General features: G+C 58.2%; 19 protein-coding genes and 1 pseudogene. 13 read left to right on the top strand and 7 right to left on the bottom strand.

From position 1 onward, the window contains the following. The first annotated feature begins 20 nt into the window (after window positions 1-20). From ADU59_RS01620 to ADU59_RS01590, 7 genes are all read left to right on the top strand, one after another. Window positions 21-698: a hypothetical protein gene (locus ADU59_RS01620; RefSeq protein ID WP_068951042.1), complete on the top strand. Its 678-nt coding sequence runs from the start codon at window positions 21-23 to the stop codon at window positions 696-698. Window positions 699-741: 43 nt separating this feature from the next. After that, on the top strand, window positions 742-1,050 hold the full coding sequence (locus tag ADU59_RS01615) for a mobilization protein (RefSeq protein WP_068951040.1): 309 nt from the start codon (window positions 742-744) through the stop codon (window positions 1,048-1,050). Then, window positions 1,047-1,280 (top strand): hypothetical protein, encoded by a 234-nt coding sequence (locus ADU59_RS01610; RefSeq protein ID WP_068951038.1) that lies wholly within the window; start codon window positions 1,047-1,049, stop codon window positions 1,278-1,280. Before ADU59_RS01615 ends, ADU59_RS01610 begins: the two co-directional genes overlap by 4 nt. 29 nt (window positions 1,281-1,309) lie before the next feature. Next, the gene (locus ADU59_RS01605; protein ID WP_068950919.1) at window positions 1,310-4,219 is read left to right on the top strand and encodes a Tn3 family transposase; all 2,910 of its coding nucleotides are present in this window, start codon (window positions 1,310-1,312) and stop codon (window positions 4,217-4,219) included. 357 nt (window positions 4,220-4,576) lie between these two features. Beyond that, window positions 4,577-5,257: a cysteine hydrolase family protein gene (locus ADU59_RS01600; protein ID WP_244506333.1), complete on the top strand. Its 681-nt coding sequence runs from the start codon at window positions 4,577-4,579 to the stop codon at window positions 5,255-5,257. Between the two features lie 69 nt (window positions 5,258-5,326). Next, on the top strand, window positions 5,327-5,890 hold the full coding sequence (locus ADU59_RS01595) for a helix-turn-helix domain-containing protein (RefSeq protein WP_068950921.1): 564 nt from the start codon (window positions 5,327-5,329) through the stop codon (window positions 5,888-5,890). A gap of 77 nt (window positions 5,891-5,967) precedes the next feature. After that, window positions 5,968-6,486, top strand: coding sequence for a GNAT family N-acetyltransferase (locus ADU59_RS01590; protein WP_068950923.1), 519 nt, complete (start codon window positions 5,968-5,970; stop codon window positions 6,484-6,486). Between the two features lie 88 nt (window positions 6,487-6,574). On the opposite strand, the gene ADU59_RS01585 is transcribed toward ADU59_RS01590, so the two are convergent. Beyond that, entirely contained in the window at window positions 6,575-7,381 is an 807-nt protein-coding gene (locus tag ADU59_RS01585; RefSeq protein WP_068951012.1) for a helix-turn-helix transcriptional regulator, read from the bottom strand. Window positions 7,382-7,489: 108 nt separating this feature from the next. On the opposite strand from ADU59_RS01585, the gene ADU59_RS01580 reads away from it, so the two are divergent. From ADU59_RS01580 to ADU59_RS01555, 6 genes and pseudogenes are all read left to right on the top strand, one after another. Then, complete coding sequence (locus ADU59_RS01580) at window positions 7,490-8,320, top strand: SDR family NAD(P)-dependent oxidoreductase (RefSeq protein WP_068950925.1); 831 nt, start codon at window positions 7,490-7,492, stop codon at window positions 8,318-8,320. A gap of 38 nt (window positions 8,321-8,358) precedes the next feature. Next, on the top strand, window positions 8,359-9,075 hold the full coding sequence (locus ADU59_RS01575; protein WP_068950927.1) for an SDR family oxidoreductase: 717 nt from the start codon (window positions 8,359-8,361) through the stop codon (window positions 9,073-9,075). 259 nt (window positions 9,076-9,334) lie between these two features. Then, window positions 9,335-9,889: a recombinase family protein gene (locus ADU59_RS01570; protein WP_068950929.1), complete on the top strand. Its 555-nt coding sequence runs from the start codon at window positions 9,335-9,337 to the stop codon at window positions 9,887-9,889. A gap of 32 nt (window positions 9,890-9,921) precedes the next feature. Beyond that, window positions 9,922-11,490 (top strand): type IV secretory system conjugative DNA transfer family protein, encoded by a 1,569-nt coding sequence (locus tag ADU59_RS01565; protein ID WP_425331990.1) that lies wholly within the window; start codon window positions 9,922-9,924, stop codon window positions 11,488-11,490. After that, window positions 11,480-11,851 (top strand): hypothetical protein, encoded by a 372-nt coding sequence (locus tag ADU59_RS01560; protein WP_068951034.1) that lies wholly within the window; start codon window positions 11,480-11,482, stop codon window positions 11,849-11,851. Before ADU59_RS01565 ends, ADU59_RS01560 begins: the two co-directional genes overlap by 11 nt. After that, window positions 11,844-12,737 (top strand): annotated as a pseudogene (locus ADU59_RS01555) (HEPN domain-containing protein); the annotation flags it as partial. The gene ADU59_RS01560 and the pseudogene ADU59_RS01555, both read left to right, overlap by 8 nt. A gap of 395 nt (window positions 12,738-13,132) precedes the next feature. Here the strand turns inward: ADU59_RS01555 and ADU59_RS01550 are convergent. The 6 genes from ADU59_RS01550 to ADU59_RS01525 all read right to left on the bottom strand — a co-directional run bounded on the left by ADU59_RS01550 (window position 13,133) and on the right by ADU59_RS01525 (window position 16,254). Further along, on the bottom strand, window positions 13,133-13,450 hold the full coding sequence (locus ADU59_RS01550; RefSeq protein WP_068951032.1) for a helix-turn-helix domain-containing protein: 318 nt from the start codon (window positions 13,448-13,450) through the stop codon (window positions 13,133-13,135). After that, window positions 13,428-13,817 carry a type II toxin-antitoxin system RelE/ParE family toxin gene (locus ADU59_RS01545; RefSeq protein WP_068951030.1) on the bottom strand — a complete coding sequence of 130 codons (390 nt, stop codon included), beginning with the start codon at window positions 13,815-13,817 and terminating at the stop codon, window positions 13,428-13,430. Before ADU59_RS01545 ends, ADU59_RS01550 begins: the two co-directional genes overlap by 23 nt. 50 nt (window positions 13,818-13,867) lie before the next feature. After that, window positions 13,868-14,194, bottom strand: a complete 327-nt coding sequence (locus ADU59_RS01540) for a stability/partitioning determinant (protein ID WP_068951027.1) — start codon at window positions 14,192-14,194, stop codon at window positions 13,868-13,870. Continuing rightward, a complete protein-coding gene (locus ADU59_RS01535; protein ID WP_068951025.1) occupies window positions 14,191-14,862 on the bottom strand; it encodes a ParA family protein in 672 nt (223 codons plus the stop codon). The genes ADU59_RS01540 and ADU59_RS01535 overlap by 4 nt, the downstream gene beginning before the upstream one ends. 280 nt (window positions 14,863-15,142) lie before the next feature. After that, window positions 15,143-15,853, bottom strand: coding sequence for a replication protein A (locus ADU59_RS01530; RefSeq protein ID WP_068951022.1), 711 nt, complete (start codon window positions 15,851-15,853; stop codon window positions 15,143-15,145). Between the two features lie 194 nt (window positions 15,854-16,047). Continuing rightward, complete coding sequence (locus tag ADU59_RS01525; RefSeq protein WP_068951079.1) at window positions 16,048-16,254, bottom strand: hypothetical protein; 207 nt, start codon at window positions 16,252-16,254, stop codon at window positions 16,048-16,050. Window positions 16,255-16,260 lie beyond the last annotated feature (6 nt).

Genomic DNA, 16,260 nt, shown 5'->3' with positions numbered 1-16,260 from the left:
CCGCTCAACAGGAGAATGCCATGACGAATGATCTTGATCGTATTTCAACGGATCTGGTGAAATCGCTTGGTCATGACGAGCTAGCCGACCTCGGCGGGACGATCGGGGACATAGCGCTGGACAGCGTGATCACTTCCGGCGCGTTAGACGGGGTGCCCGTCGTGGGAACGTTGGTGAATATCGCGCGCAGCGGAGCTGCTATTCGTGATCTCGTTTTTCAGCGCAAGGTAATCGCCTTCCTCACCAGCTTTGCGAACGAAAGCGACCACACGTCCAGAAAGGAATTCGTGCGAAAGATCGAAGAGCAGGACGATGGGCAGCGCTTTGGCGAAACCATCCTCCTGCTTCTTGAGCGCATGGATGATCTCTCCAAGCCGGTGATCGTCGGAAGACTGATGGCCGCGACGGCGCGCGGGGACATGTCCCTGAAAGAAGGATTGCGATTGAGCCGGATTGTCGATCGCGCCTTTATCGAAGATCTCCTTCTGCTTCCCGATCTCAATGACGGGAAAGTCCAGCCTGACGAGGGGATAGCGGACGCATTATTCACTGCCGGCCTGTTGAGCAACGATGGCAGCGACGGCGGCACTTTTCTGAGTGTCGAGGAAGGCGGCGAACCGGGCGGCACGATCTACTCCCGAAATCGCTACGCCCGGCTTCTCATGGAATTTGGGCTGTCCTCCAGAAAGAAGCCCTGACCAAGGCAACAGCTTCAGCGCAAATCATCGAAAGGAAAAAATCGTGGCAAGGAAATCCATCGAACAGCGTCTTGCTGAGCTGGATGCCCAGCGTTCGGCGCTGAAGGCCCGGCTTTCGAAACAGGATCGAACCAACGACACGCGCCGCAAGGTGTTGCTCGGCGCTCTCGTCCTGCATCGGCTCGAAAACGCCAACGATCCGGAATTCACCAAGCGCCTCGGTGACTGGTTGCGCCGCGAGCTGCCCGGCTTCCTCACCCGCGATAATGACAAGGCGCTCTTTGCCGATCTTCTCGGGCCAGTGCCATCAGCGACGCCGGACAACAGCAACAGCACGGAGGTCGCTTCATGATCCGCGCCAGACTTGCATGGGCCGCTTTCAAAAACATGATGCGCGCCGCAGCCCGTGATCCGATATGGGCTTTCGTCAACCTTATCGGCATGCCCTTCCGCATCTGGAAGCCACTGCTCCAGACCTTCTTCATTCTGGCCCAGTCGGCCCGAAGCTGCGATTTTGGCCAACTCGAAGAACCTTGTGGGAACATAGCCTGCAGGATTGACCCGCGACGCGCCTGTTCGTGACATTGCGTTCCAATTTGAGGAGCGTTTTGATGAGTACGGGTATTTCGAGTTCGGATTTTGTCGGCCAATGGAGCCTGAGCTTCGCCGACATTGATTTCATCAATTCCAAACCGGCCGCTACCAGGCTTGGCTTGGCCTCGCAGTTGAAGTTTTTCAGCGCACGCGGATTTTTCGCTGACGATGGCACATTGGTCCCGCACGATGCTGCCGAATACCTGGCCGAGCAGATCGGCGTCCCAGCCGACGAACTGTCCGGTTATGATTTCGGCGGGAGAAGCGCCCGCCGGCATTGCGCCGAGATTTTGCAGTATCTCGGCTTTCGCCGAATGACGCGAGGAGACCGGGACGCGCTTTCTTGCTGGATCATTGGCGAGCTTTGCCCGTCCGGGCAATCCGTGAGCGCCATGCTTGAGGCGGTGTTTCTTTGGTGCCGGGATCGCAATATCTATGGTCCTTCGGCCAAGGAGCTGGAACGGCTTGTTCGTTCGCAGCGGCAACAATATCTGGACGGCTGGCTTCATGAGGTGAGCGCAGCGCTTCCGCCTGGGACTGTTGCAGCGATGGAAATCTCCCTGGCTGACGCGGAAGGGCCGACAGGCTTCAATGCGATGAAAGCCGACGCCGGGCAAGCAACCCTCGACAACATTCTCGAGGTGACCGCCCGGCTGGCGTTCATCCGAAAACTGAACCTTCCCCGGAATATGTTTTCGAACATCAATCCCGCGTGGATCGAGCATGTCGCCCGCCGCGTTTCCGGCGAAAAGGCATCGGAGATGCGCCGTCACACCGTGGCGCGCCAGCTTGCGCTTTATGCGGTTTATCTGATGGCGCGGGAAACCGCGATGACCGATGCAATGGTCGAGCTGCTCGTGGAAACGGTACACAAGATCGGTGCTCGGTCGAAACGGAAGGTGGTGGGCGACATCGCCAAGGATGTCGAACGGGTCTATGGAAAGGAACGGCTGCTCGTCGATATTGCCACTGCATCGATTGACGATCCGGACGGCCGCATTTGTGATGTCATCTTTCCGGTTGTCGGCAAGGAAAAGCTGGCGGCGATCATCAAGGAGAGCAATGCCAAGGGCGCGCTCGACCGCCGCATTTATGCGGTGATGCGCAATTCGTGGGCCAATCATTATCGTCGGATGCTACCAAGCTTGCTTTCCGTGCTGGAATTCCGCTCAAACAATGTGGTCTGGCGACCGGTTTTGTCAGCCCTCGACTGGATCAGGGCAAGGCTGGAGGACGGGTGCCGGTTCGTGCCGCAACAAGATGTGCCGATAGATGGCGTGATCCCGGCAAAGTGGCGCAGTTCGGTCATCGATGGAAATGGTCGCGTCAACCGTATCAGCTATGAACTCTGCGTCCTGACCCAATTACGGGACTGCATCCGGTCCAAGGAAATCTGGGTTGTTGGCGCTGACCGTTACCGCAATCCCGATGATGATCTGCCAAAGGATTTTGCGGATCGGCGTTCTTCTTATTATTCCAAGCTAAACCTGACCCAGGATGCCTGCGAATTTGTGGCAGTGGTTCGCCAGGAACTGGAACACGAGTTGCTGCTTCTGAACGAAACAATGCCACGAAACGAGAAGGTGAGAATCCTATGGCGCGGCGAAAACCGGATATCGATCACGCCGTTCAAGCCAGCACCGGAACCGAAAGGGCTGGCAGCAATCAAATCGGAAATCAGTCAGCGCTGGCCGATGACGGGCCTCCTCGATGTCCTGAAGGAAGCAGCCCTCGACACCGGGCTTCTAGATGCCTTCGAAACCTCGGCCTCCCGCGTCGCCCTGCCCAAGGCTGTTCTGGATCAGCGACTGCTATTTTGCCTCTATGGTCTCGGCACCAATGCCGGTCTGAAGCGAGTCGCCGGAGCTACCACAGATGCCAGCTATGAGGAGCTTCTTCATGTACATCGCCGCTTCATTCACGCGGGCGCTTTGCGGGAAGCCTGCGCTCGGGTCGCCAATGCCACGCTTGCGGTTCGCAATGCAGCGGTCTGGGGTGACGCCGGAACTGCCTGCGCATCGGATTCCACGAAGTTCGGGGCCTGGGATCGCAACCTGATGACCGAATGGCATGCCCGCTATGGCGGGCGCGGCGTCATGATCTACTGGCATGTCGAAAAGCGAGCCACCTGCGTTTATTCCCAGCTCAAACGGTGCTCTTCATCGGAAGTCGCATCGATGATCGAAGGCGTTCTTCGGCATTGCACCGATCTGGAAATCCAACGGCAATATGTCGATAGCCACGGCCAGAGCGCCGTTGGTTTCGCCTTTTGCCGGTTGCTCGGCTTTGAACTCGCCCCACGCCTGAAGGCCATTGCCCGGCAGAAACTGGCGTTACCGGATGCGAGCTTTCGGACAATATTGCCGAATCTGCTTCCGGTCCTTTCCAACCCGATCAACTGGGAGGAGATCGAACAGCAATATGATGAAATGGTCAAATATGCCGCTGCCATGCAGACGCGCACAGCCGATCCGGAGGCGATCCTGCGCCGCTTCGCGCGGGCGGAAGTGATGCACCCAACCTACAAGGCGTTGAGCGAACTCGGACGTGCGGTCAAGACGATCTTTCTATGCCGTTACCTGCGCCAGGAAGCCTTCCGCCGGGAAATCCATGAAGGGCTCAACGTCGTTGAAAACTGGAACAGCGCCAACGGTTTCGTCTTCTTCGGTAAAGGTGGCGAAATGGCGACCAACCGCATTGATGAGCAGGAGGCTTCGGCGCTTGCGTTGCATCTCCTTCAAGCATCGCTTGTCTATGTCAACACGCGCATGCTGCAAACGGTACTCACCGAGCCGTCATGGCAGGGCCGGATGGCACCGGAAGATTATCGCGGCCTCACCCCGCTGATCTACGCTCACGTCAATCCCTATGGCCGGTTCGATCTCGATCTGGACAGCCGGATAGATTTCGACAAAATTGCCGCATGAGCAGCGGCGCGAAAATGCCAGTTGCAAAACTCAGGCGCAAAATTCCAACTTTTGTTGGGAGATTTGCGACGCATTTTCGGCCATACCTCAGGAAAAATATAACGCTGTGGCCGTCATCGCAAACGCTCTCGATCCGTATCGTAATACTATAGTGTCACTTTGTGCTATTAAATTGGCACACCTATTGCATCTATCCTCACGTCCCTCGGAGCGGGTCCGCGGGCTAACACGCGTTAACGTGAGGAAAATATGGAAAATCTTGTCGCAACACGTCGGGCCGCCATGCTAGGTTCAATGGGCCTTGCCGTAGCGGTCGCTGGCGCTCCAAGTGCAAAAGCAAATCAGACTGCCGCAAATATGGGCGGCATCCACGCTATCCCCGAACTGGCCCCGCATTGGAAGCAACTTGATCTCGCTGAAATCCTCTCGCGTCCGGCTGCCTATTGCTCAGTTAGCCAGAACAAGTCCTGCTATGATCCTGGCGGCGTGCAGGCTGCAGAGGGTCACCGCGAGCGAGGCAGCCTTCCGGCGACGGTCAAGGTGGTCGAGGCCGCCCGCAAGGCGAAGAATTTCGTGTCGTTCAACTGGATCGGCTATGAAGTCTTCCGGCAGGATTATCCAATGAACGACTTCGATCGCGTTCAGTTCGGCTCTTGGACTAAAGGTCTGAACTGGACGAAGGAGCAGCAGGCACGCGACAACGAGCTCGTGGGAGAGCTGCAAGCTCTGGTGCGTCCTGGCGATAACGAATTTAACGAGCGCGCACTTCAGACGGCGTTCATCGGAACCCAGCTTCCGCTTGAGCTATCGCGCAAGAAGATCGAAGTCATCGTCCTGACGGGCATCCATCTCGACTGGTGCATCGAAGGCAACGCGCGGCTGGCTCGTGACAACGGGTATCTTCCCATTGTGATCGGCGACGCCTGCGGTTGCCAGAAGCCGGAACAGGAAAAGGCAGCAATGGAGCGCATCAACAATTTCTTCGCGCCCGTCATTTCGTCAGAGACTTTTGTCAAGCTGCTCAAGCAGTCCTCTTGATCCAGCGAGGGGCGTCGTTGAGAAGCGACGTCGCTTGAAAGTCAAATCCGCGTCTACTATCGTAGCACGATGAGCACAGATAATATGGACAAGCGGATTGGAGCGCGTATTCGGACCGAGCGCGAAAGTCGGGGTTGGTCCCTGAGCGACCTCGCAGCCAAGGCGTCAGTTTCTCGCGCGATGGTCTATAAGGTCGAGCGAGGCGAGAGCAGCCCCACTGCAAACATGCTCGGCAAGCTGTCTGGCGCTTTCGGCTTGAGCATGTCCACGCTGATGGCGCGAGCGGAGATACAGCAGGGTCGGCTCCTCAGGAAGGCTGACCAGCCCGTCTGGGCCGATCCTGAAACGGGATATCTCCGCCGCCACGTTTCACCACGCTCGGACATGCCGCTGGATCTTGTCAACGTGACTCTTCCCGCTGGCAAGGAGGTGCCCATGCCAGCCTCAGCCTATGCCTTCCTCCGCCAGCTCGTATGGGTCCTGTCTGGAGAGCTCGTGTTTGTAGAAGGCCAGACGCAGCACGAAATGAAGGAAGGAGATTGCCTGGAACTCGGCCCACCAACCGATTGCGTGTTCAAGAACGCAAGCGAGCGGGAGTGCGTTTATGCAGTGGCGGCATTGACCGTAGGCTGACTTCGGCGGAATGCGTTGCACCAACATGTTTAATATAGTAGACATAAACCTATCATATTAAACAAATGGAAGCGACCATGGAAATACGTGACGTCATCGAAGCAGATATTCCCGGCATCACCGACATCTACAACCATGCAGTCGCGAACACGACAGCAATCTGGAACGACGCCGAAGTCGATAAGGCTAACAGACATAGCTGGCTGGCCGATCGAGGCAGGCTCGGCTATCCAGTCCTGGTGGCTATCGGCGAGGACGGTCAGGTCGTCGGCTACGCGTCCTTCGGCGACTGGCGAGCCTTCGATGGCTACAGACATACCGTCGAACATTCCGTCTATGTGAGGGTGGACCAGCGCGGCAAAGGCACGGGAGTGAAACTCATGGAGGCCCTCGTCGAGCGCGCGCGAGCGATCGGCAAGCACGTTATGGTCGCTGGGATTGAAGCCGAGAACCTCGGCTCCGTACGCCTGCATGAGAAGCTCGGCTTCGAGCATGTCGGTCATCTCAAGCAGGTCGGCACCAAATTCGGCAAATGGCTTGACCTCGTGTTCATGCAGTTGACGCTCAATCCCGGCGGCTTCCCTGAGCAGCGGTGAGGAACATGCCTTCCGCTGTATTCGCGACGATCTCAGCAGCGGACGCTCGGTAGTTGGCTTGATGCCCCTTCAGTCGCAAATCCCCGATTTAAGTTTGCCTCGGCGTACAAACGACAAAACGCATACCCGGAGATTCGCTCACGTCGAGGCTCATATACTCGAATTCGAGTTGGCCGGCTGACGGGTGGCGAATGCGTTTCACGGTGGAGGGCTGAAGCACGACATCGTGACGTGGCCACCATGCGCGGAACTCGGGACTCTCCTTCGTCAGAACGGCAATCAGTCGCTCGAAATCCGGATCGCCCGCATATCGGGCACTGTCCGCCCGGAAGATCGCCAGCGATAGTGGCGCGAGATCGCCCCAATCCGCCAGAAGCCGCCGATGCGCTTCGTTCACGAACATCAGGTGCATCATGTTGCGGGCATCGCCTTCGAGGCGTCCGAAATCGCCGAAGACGGTAACGGCAGCCGCGTTCCAGGCGAGCACGTCCCAGCGACGGCCCAGCACATAGGCCGGCTGCCCGGCCATACTGTCGAGCATCCGGGCGAGTGCGCCTGGCACTTGTTCAGGACCATGGGAACGGGTTTGCGGTGATGGGCGATCAGCCAGCGTGAACAGATGCTGGCGTTCGGCCGGATCGAGATTCAGAGCCTCGGCAAGTGCGTTGAGCACTTCCGCTGAAGGCCGCACGTCGCGGCCCTGTTCCAGCCATGTGTACCAAGTGGTGCCGACCCCGGCGAGAAGCGCAACCTCCTCACGGCGGAGACCCGGCGTGCGCCGCCGGAAGCCGTTGGGAAGGCCAACGGCAGAGGGCGTCAGCCGCTCGCGGCGGGAGCGCAGGAAATCCCCGAACTCTTTTCTCCGCGCGTCAATGTGGTCCACAAGTGCATCCATCATTCGCTCATCATAGCAGTATTGATACCATGATCAAACCAGAACTGTTTGCCGTTTTCGATTCGGCGCAAATCACCTTCAACAGCGATTTGCGTGGAAGGCGATGTTATGGCGGAGACAACAAGAACGATCCTGATCACGGGTTCAACCGATGGCGTCGGTCGCCGGGTGGCCGAACGGCTGGCGGCTCCCGAGACAACGATATTGATCCATGGTCGTGACCGGGATCGTGGCGAAAGCCTTGTTCAAGCCATTATACAATCCGGAGGGAAAGCGGCATTCCATTCTGCCGACTTATCAACTCTCTCTGAAGTCCGAGACCTGGCCGACACCATTCTCCGCGATCACTCCCGTCTCGATGTGCTGATCAATAATGCCGGTATCGGTGTTACCGGCGCTTATCCGGGGCGCTGCGAAAGCCCGGATGGCTTCGAACTGCGCTTTGCGGTCAACTACCTGTCAGGCTTCCTGCTGACCCGGTTGCTTTTGCCGATACTGGAAAGCGGCCCGCGCGCCCGCATTGTCAATGTCGCTTCTGTCGGCCAACAGGCGATCGACTTCTCCGAGGTGATGCTGACGCGTGGCTATAGCGGTCGGCGTGCCTACTGCCAGAGCAAACTCGCGCAAATTCTCTTCACCTTCGATCTCGCCGAAGAACTGAAGGGAACGGGCGTCACCGTGAATGCCTTGCACCCGGCAACATACATGGCAACGGCCATGGTGCGCGGCGACGGTGTGTCACCCACAAGCAGCGTCGATGAAGGCGCTGATGCGATCCTGAATCTGGCCATCTCACCCGATCTCCAAGATAGATCCGGCCTCTATTTTGACGGGCTGCGGCCCTCTCGCGCCCAGGCCCAAGCCTATGACGCCGACGCTCGGCAGAGACTTCGGGCACTCAGCTTCCAACTCACGGGGCTTTCAAACCCCGTCGTGTGACCACCTGATCCAGTTTCAACGCAACGAAAGGAACTCCCATGTCTTCCCAACATATCGTCATCGTCGGCGGATCATCCGGAATTGGTCTCGCCACCGCCCGGCTACTTCTCGGCCAAGGTCACAGGGTTACGATCACTGGCCGGAAAGCCGAGCGGCTGGACACCGCCCGTAATCTCCTGACCGGCAATCTTGATACGCTGGTCATGGACGCCGCCGATCCGAGCGGATTGCCCGGAGCTTTCGAGCGAACCGGCAGTTTCGATCATCTTGTTCTAGCGCTTGGCAGCGGCAAGGGCGCTGGTCCTTTCGCATCAGTATCGCTCACCGATGTGAAGTCCGGTTTCGAGGAAAAGGTCTACGCGCATTTCGCCACGGCGCAGGCGGCGCTTCCGCATCTCGCCAAGGATGGTAGCCTGACCTTCATCTCGGCGGTGACGGCCCATGCTGCCATGCCCGGCACCGCCGGCATCGGCGCCGCCAACGCCGCCGTCGCTGCACTCGTGCCGATCCTCGCTGCTGAACTTCGGCCAATGCGCGTCAATGCCGTGTCGCCGGGCGTGATTGACACGCCGTGGTGGAACTTTCTCACGGGCGAACAGAAGGTCCCTGTGTTTGCTGACTTCGCCGCAAAAACTCCCGTTGGGCGCGTCGGAACGCCTGAGGACATTGCGCAGGCCATCGCCTTCCTGATCGATAACACATTCATTTCGGGCCAGACGATCATTTGCGATGGCGGATTACGGCTGACGGCATAGCGTTCCCCGTTCGCGAATATCCTGACTTTTCACTGGAAAAATTGCGGGCTGACATCGCGCGCAATTCGTGTCGCAAATGTCGGTCGTAAAAGTCCGCCGGAAGCGGGTGACTTTTGCGACAGCGTTCTGCCCAGCATCACTTTTGGGTACGCCCTAGAGTGACATTCAAATGTGACGTGGGCGAAGTGTAACAAAAGGGTGGATTTTCGTTCAAAGTGACATTACACAATCGGAATCACCCTAATGTTACAGAATTGCTATGGCCCGCATCGGATACGCTCGCGTCAGCACCACAGATCAGGACCTTGATATTCAGAACGAGCGTCTGAAGGCCGCAGGTTGCGAAATCATCCGATCAGAAACCGGATCGGGAGCGTCCCGGAAGGGGCGATCCGAGCTGGAAACCATCATGCAGTTTCTGCATGCGGGCGACGAGCTGGTGGTGCTGCGGCTTGATCGGCTTGGCCGCTCCACCCGCGACGTTCTCAATCTTGTTCATGAGCTTGACGAAAAGGGCGCGTCCCTGCGCGTCCTTGAACCCGAAGTGACGACGGCGGGCAGCATGGGCCGGATGGTCATCACCATCCTCGGCATGGTCGCGGACATGGAACTCAAGTTCATCAAAGACAGACAACGTGCGGGCATCGACGCAGCAAAAGTTGACGGCATCTACAAGGGCAGGAAGAAGAATGTCGATGACGCCGAGATTCGCAGGCGGATCACGGCTGGTGCAACGAAAGCTGCCGTCGCTCGTGAGCTGAACATTTCCAGGATGACTGTCTACCGCGCCTTGGAAGGTCAAGGCTCGCCATAAGACTATGTGATCACGAGTTCACCATCCGTTCTTTGAGTTGGCCAAAATCGCAGCTTCGGGCCGACTGGGCCATTCTGTTCCTCGTCCTGTTCATCGTCGGCCTGGGCGGGCGCTTCGTTCTTCGGGACCTAGGCTTCAACGTTGGATCGATCCCGGTCATCGCCTGGGACTTCGTGACGCTGCTGATCATGGCGGCGATTGCCTTCCGCCTCCTCACCGCCGAGTTGATCCTGCACTTCAGTGATATGGAGGATGACACGCATGGCTCGGCGCGCTTCGCCACCAACAAGGAAATCGCTCCCCTCACCCGATCTGATACCGGCCTGCTAATCGGCCGCGATCCGAAGTCAAAAAACCTCATGCGATATGATGGGCCTGCCCACCTTCTGACCATGGCTCCGACGCGAACCGGCAAGGGTGTCGGAACTATCATCCCGAACCTGCTGACCGCCGACCGTTCTGTGATCTGCATCGACCCCAAGGGCGAGAACGCGAAGATCGCCGGCCGTGCGCGTGAACAGTTCGGGCCGGTCCATGTCCTCGATCCATTCGGGGTCACAGGGCAACCCTCGGCGGCGTTCAATCCCCTCGCCTCGCTCGATCCGGCCAGCCTCGATGTCGCGGAAGACGCAAGCACCCTTGCCGACGCTCTCGTGTTCGATGAACCGGGCATGGCGGGCGAAGCGCACTGGAACGAGGAAGCCAAGGCGCTCATTGCCGGCCTGCTGCTCAAGATCGTCGCCATCGAATCTCCCGGCCGGCGCCACCTCGGCACGCTGCGCGAATATCTCACCGTCGCGCCGGAGACTTTTGCCGCCCTGCTCAAGCGCATGCAGGAATCCGACGAGGCTGGCGGCCTGATCGCTCGCGCCGCGAACCGCCACCTTGGCAAGTCCGATCGCGAGGCCGCCGGCGTGCTATCGGCCGCACAGCGCCATACCCATTTCCTCGATAGCCCGCGTATGACGGCGGTGCTAAGCCGATCGGACTTCCGCTTTGCCGATCTCAAGCATGGCAACGTGACCGTCTTCCTCGTGCTGCCGCCCGACCGCCTTTCGACCTATTCGCGCTGGCTTCGCTTGCTCGTCAGCCAAAGCCTGCTCGACATGGCCCGCGATCCGGCAAAACCCACCGTGCCGGTCCTCTATCTGCTCGATGAGTTTGCCTCCCTCGGCCACCTGGCCCCGGTCGAACGCGCTATGGGCCTCATGGCGGGCTACGGCGTCCAGCTCTGGCCCATCCTGCAGGACGTTCACCAGCTCCGCGCCACCTACGGGCAGCGCGCCGGCACCTTCCTGTCAAACGCCGGCGTCCTGCAGGTCTTCGGCGTCAACGATCACGACAGCGCCCGCCTCGTCTCCGATCTGCTCGGACAGGAAACCGTCGTGTTCCAAACCATGGCCCGCGCTCTCGATTCCGAGAAGACCGGGATCTCCTACAGCCAACAACATACGGCCCGGCCGCTGCTCACCCCTGACGAGGTGCGCAATCTGCCGGCGCAAGGCCAGCTGCTGTTTCTGGCCGGCCAACGGCCGATCGTCGCCGGCAAGCTCGCCTATTACGCCGATCCCGAGTTCAAAGGGGCTTTTGATGGACCGTGAACTTGCTCTTCTAACAATGGTAACACGGCAGATTATGGCTAATCCACTCACGGACGAGATGCCGGCCGCCCGCCTCAAACAAATCGCTCTCATGACTGTAATCGTTGTCGAGAAGCTATATACGGCTACCTCGCCGATAACGTTGACCCAACTTGTGGAGACGACAGGCCTCACCAGAACCGGTACCATTCAGTCGGTCGAACCACTTGTGGAACGCGGTCTTCTGATCGAAACCATGGGGAAAAATTCGATGGGGCGCGGCACGGCACGGCAATTTCAGCTCGCTCCGGCCCTGCTGCAAAACCTGGCGGTGTTTATGGGTGCGCCTCTAGGCCAATTCGAAGTCAGACCAGATGCATAATGAACAACTAGCCCATCTGCCGGACAGGAAACGCCGCGAACTGGAACGGGTCGCCCGCATCCTGTTCGATGAATTTGAGGACGCGCAGAAGACCAGGCTCTCCGACAAGGAAAGGAAGGGGCGAATCCTCAAGCTGATCCTCTTTGGCTCATATGCGCGCGGCGATTGGATCGAGGACCGCAAGAGCGGGTACAGCTCCGATTATGACCTGCTCGTCATCGTTAACTCCGAGAGGTTTGCCGATCAGCATGAATCCTGGGAAAAGGCCGGCGAGCGGTTCGTCCGAGAGATGACCGTCACGAAGCATCTGGCAACGCCTGTAAACTTCATCGTTCATTCCATCATGGACGTGAACGACCAGCTCGCCCATGGCCGGCCGTTCTTTATCGACATCACCCGTGATGGCATCGTTCTGTATGAGGTGCCGGGCCATGCCCTCGCCTCCCCCAAAAAGCTCACCAACGACGAAATGCGCTCCGAGGCGAGGCGGCATTTCGATCACTGGTTCCCCCTCGCCCGTCATGCCTTGAAGCTTGCTCAGGACAGCATCACCGACAATGTGAGCCGGGATGCGGCCTTCATGCTGCACCAGGCGACTGAACGGCTCTATCATTGCGTTCTGCTCGTCCTGACGCTCTACAGTCCCAAATCGCACCGCCTGAGCAACCTGCGATCCCATGCCGAACGCACCGATGCACGGCTAATAGAGGCATGGCCGCGCGATACGAAATTTGCCCGGCGCTGCTTCACACGCGCCGATCGCGCCTATGTCGACGCCCGCTATTCCGCCGAATACGTCATCACTGGCGAGGAACTGGCCTGGCTGGTCGAGCGCGTCAAAATCCTGATCGAGATCGTCGGCGACATTTGCGTCGAACAGCTCGAAACCGGCAGCAAGGCCGGCGCGTGGACCCATGACAACATCGTTGCGGCTGAGACTGCCATTGAGATCGTCAACCAGGCGCGCGCCATGATCCTCGCCCGTCATCGTGAAATCAGCGAGGACGACAGGGAACTTGCTGCAAAGCTTCGGGCAAAGCGCCGTGAGCTGCTGGCGCTGCAAAAGACGATCTCCCCCGAAGACCCGGCCGCCGCCAAGGCTGTCACAGAGGAATGGGGGCTGCGCATCAAAGATCAGGAAAGGTTCTGGCGCGAGCTGGACCTTGGATAAGCGGTCCCGGCGCTGACGCCGGGGCTTTGTTACTGGCAGCCCTCCGGCTCTCTACAGCGCGATTGAGGAGCGCGTTCGCCTCCGGGCCGGGTGCGGCAAAAGCCGTATTATCAAGCGATTGCCTGTAGCCCTTTGTTCCGCACAACGGTCAACAAACGAAGCGCGGGACCGCTAGGCCGCTTAACACCTCGTTCCCAATCCGAAACTAGACCCTTGCTGACGTTGAGATAGCGAGCGAAAACCGGCTGCGAGATGCTTTCGCGCTCACGGATAGTGCGGATTTCCTCTGGAGTCAGCGGCTCCACGGTTGTCAGGCAGCCCTCATCAAATTCGCGCATCGTCTGCTTGTCGATCGCGCCGGACTCGTAGAACCCTTCCATCATTTCATGGACGGCTGCCAGTGCCTCACTCTTGTAGGTCTTGGTCATCGCATTTCACCTTTAGCATTCGACCCGCATCGACTTCCGCATTCATTTGCGCGTCTGTAAATCCCAAGACGAGTTTCGCGGCCTTTTTCATGTAAGCTTCATCCCCGGCATCGAGATTGGCCATATCACTCTTCGCAAACCCGAATGCAAAGACCGCTCTCGTTTGCGCTCGAAAGAAAACCAGTGTCCGGAATCCGCCAGACTTCCCAGCGCCGGGCCTAGCAACGCGCTGCTTGATAAGACCAGCCCCTAGATCGGCATCAATCTGGCCGCGCTCGGCGCGCGCAACAGCCTCACAAAGCATTGCGTCAGAGATTTTCTCTTTCCGGGCAAACTTCTGAAACCAACCGTTTTTAAAAACTCTCACGAGATTTCCTACACCTTACATATAACACCAAGCGTTACACTTCAAGTGCGTCACTTCGCATCGTTCCTTAGAGCATCGATTGCCCGCTCGATGGTCTCAGCCAACGTGATCTCATGCTGATCCGCATAGTTGTAAATCGCCTCGATCGTCTCCGCACGAAGGCGTGTAGCGAATTGTTCTGTACGTCCTGTCTTTCGACGTGTTCTACGGGTGGCTCGAATGGGGTCTGCTGTTTCGGACGCGGCAGCCTTCGGCGTTTCCCGGAACCCCGCAGCTCTGGTGGCAGCCTTCACAGCATCATTGTCGACAGGCGGCGCTGGCGTATCGTTTAGATTTCCGAAATCGAGGGTCGCACGCTTCTTATCTTCAGTGCTCATGCTCCCTCTCCTTTCAAAGCGTTAATAACTGCCTGAGCAAATTCGCGACCGTTCTCCTTGGCGCTCTCCAAACCCGACACATCGGATCGTTCCAGATCGTGAAGTATTCCGCCAAGGGAAAACAACGCCCGGTACGCGGCACGATCAATCAGAGTTGCAGGTAAGACCGGTATTGCCGCATCGGAAAACTGTCGATCAATGTCGCGAGCGGTCCGCTCGCGAATAGCTGGCGGGACGCGTGTAAAGAACACCCTGTAGGGAATATCGCGGTTGGCCACCTTTCGCATCTGGTGAACCAGCTTTACAGATTTAGCGGCCTCCGATGCATCGAGCACAGAGCTTTGGAGCGGGATTAAAACGAGATCCGAGCGGGCAATTGCAAAACCAATTCGGTCGGTCGCCGTGCCTTCCAGGTCGACGATGACAAAATCAGCATTTGCCCGGGCTTCCTCGATCGTATCGATAATGGTCTCAGCGGAATCATCAATCATAAGCCGCACGGTGTCCGGCGTGCCCTTCAGGCGGCCCCATGCTTCAAGCGGGCGGTTGGGGTCGGCGTCGATCAAGACCACCTTGCGGCCGGCCGCTGCGAACTCGCCGGCAAGCACAACAGCAGATGTGGTTTTCCCGACCCCGCCCTTGCTCGACACGAATGAAATGACTGGCATGACACATCTCCAAATCTGCTGATTAGCAGAAAGCTAGCAGATTTATATTTATAAACAATTTACAAGCAGCTTGCGATCTGCCAACAAAAAGCTAGCAGCTTGTAAGCTGCTAAATTATTCTGGTGACCAATTTTCTTCCCCACCTTTTCAAAAGCCATGGAACATTGGCCGCAGGTGTTAAGCTGCGTTGTTTGATGCTGTAGATGCCGAGCCGGCCCGCAATAGGCGCGGGCCGGAACCGTCGCAGGACCTCGTTAGAGGTCCGAACGGCGACGTCCGCTTATTCTTTTCTATTATTTATAGAACCAGATGGGGATTCAGTCTGTCTGGCGGACTCACGTAGATTGATTGCTTTTCCTAGGCGAGCAAGCGCCTGCCCTAAGGGATTATCGCCAACATCGAATAGGGTTCGGGCTTCAATATCTAACGATGTCCTATGTGCTTCGATACTCGCAGCGCGTTCTGCCTCCGCCTGAACGCGATCGTCCGGAACAGGAGGGGTCATGCCCCAGCGTCCAAGGATCTGCCGTGCGCAATCGGGCAGGGACATGCGATAGGCGTTGCTGGCCTGCTTCACCTGGGGGCCGCGCCCCTCGTTACCTGTCAGCTCGTAGCGCCGCAGCCAGTCAAGGAAGCCATGGGCGCGCAGGTGCTTCAGCGCCCGGACGATCGCGTCACGCGAGCGCCTGAGCTTCAACATGAGGGTGTCGATCGACGGCTCCAGCCGGCCAGTGCGGAAATCAACGAGATTGGCGAACAGCTCCAGCAGCTCGATCGCGACGCCTCCCAAGGGTCCATTGCGAGCACCAGGTTGGCGGCCTGCCAGTTCATAACGTCGTGCCGCCAGCACAATCGTGCGCACGTCCTGTCGGTTCGTTCGCCGCCAGAACACTCCCTCGCATCGTCCGCGCGCACGGCTCTGCCGCCGAACGGGCGTGCGTTCCCGGTCGGCTGGTGCTCTTTCGAGCACTGCCCCAATCTGTTCAAACATGGTTTTTTCCGCCTCCTTGTTCAGGCGGGCACGACTGTGGACAGCGGACAAAGATTCATCGTTCCGACAAGAGACACCTCTTGCAGGTTCTTGAACACTCGACTATCTTGAGGACTAGATTGAGAGGCCTCAAAAGCCGATGTCGTAACTGACCGAAAACCCCTAGCCGTTACCAGCGGCGAGGGGTTTTTTCGTTATGCCCTCATTTCATTATCAACAAACGCCTTTAAAGCTAACTCAAACACCTGCGCCCGCGACGCCAGCCCGCGTTCTGCCTTGATCTTATCAAGACAGTCCACCAGATCGGTGGGAAGATCAGTACTGACATAGATCCGCCCCGCCTCGCGCAAACGCTGACGATGGGCTGCCACTTTTTCTCTGACTGGTTTCGCTGTGCTCATCGTTAC

Origin of the sequence: Pararhizobium polonicum (assembly GCF_001687365.1) — a bacterium.
Lineage (GTDB): Bacteria > Pseudomonadota > Alphaproteobacteria > Rhizobiales > Rhizobiaceae > Pararhizobium > Pararhizobium polonicum.
This window is presented reverse-complemented; position numbering and strand designations above follow the sequence as displayed.

Coding starts and splice junctions, on each gene's coding strand:
- ADU59_RS01620 (WP_068951042.1), top strand. CDS start 21: ATGACGAATGATCTTGATCGTATTTCAACGGATCTGGTGAAATCGCTT.
- ADU59_RS01610 (WP_068951038.1), top strand. CDS start 1,047: ATGATCCGCGCCAGACTTGCATGGGCCGCTTTCAAAAACATGATGCGC.
- ADU59_RS01605 (WP_068950919.1), top strand. CDS start 1,310: ATGAGTACGGGTATTTCGAGTTCGGATTTTGTCGGCCAATGGAGCCTG.
- ADU59_RS01600 (WP_244506333.1), top strand. CDS start 4,577: ATGGGCGGCATCCACGCTATCCCCGAACTGGCCCCGCATTGGAAGCAA.
- ADU59_RS01595 (WP_068950921.1), top strand. CDS start 5,327: ATGAGCACAGATAATATGGACAAGCGGATTGGAGCGCGTATTCGGACC.
- ADU59_RS01590 (WP_068950923.1), top strand. CDS start 5,968: ATGGAAATACGTGACGTCATCGAAGCAGATATTCCCGGCATCACCGAC.
- ADU59_RS01585 (WP_068951012.1), bottom strand. CDS start 7,381: ATGGATGCACTTGTGGACCACATTGACGCGCGGAGAAAAGAGTTCGGG.
- ADU59_RS01580 (WP_068950925.1), top strand. CDS start 7,490: ATGGCGGAGACAACAAGAACGATCCTGATCACGGGTTCAACCGATGGC.
- ADU59_RS01575 (WP_068950927.1), top strand. CDS start 8,359: ATGTCTTCCCAACATATCGTCATCGTCGGCGGATCATCCGGAATTGGT.
- ADU59_RS01570 (WP_068950929.1), top strand. CDS start 9,335: ATGGCCCGCATCGGATACGCTCGCGTCAGCACCACAGATCAGGACCTT.
- ADU59_RS01560 (WP_068951034.1), top strand. CDS start 11,480: ATGGACCGTGAACTTGCTCTTCTAACAATGGTAACACGGCAGATTATG.
- ADU59_RS01550 (WP_068951032.1), bottom strand. CDS start 13,450: ATGACCAAGACCTACAAGAGTGAGGCACTGGCAGCCGTCCATGAAATG.
- ADU59_RS01540 (WP_068951027.1), bottom strand. CDS start 14,194: ATGAGCACTGAAGATAAGAAGCGTGCGACCCTCGATTTCGGAAATCTA.
- ADU59_RS01535 (WP_068951025.1), bottom strand. CDS start 14,862: ATGCCAGTCATTTCATTCGTGTCGAGCAAGGGCGGGGTCGGGAAAACC.
- ADU59_RS01530 (WP_068951022.1), bottom strand. CDS start 15,853: ATGTTTGAACAGATTGGGGCAGTGCTCGAAAGAGCACCAGCCGACCGG.
- ADU59_RS01525 (WP_068951079.1), bottom strand. CDS start 16,254: ATGAGCACAGCGAAACCAGTCAGAGAAAAAGTGGCAGCCCATCGTCAG.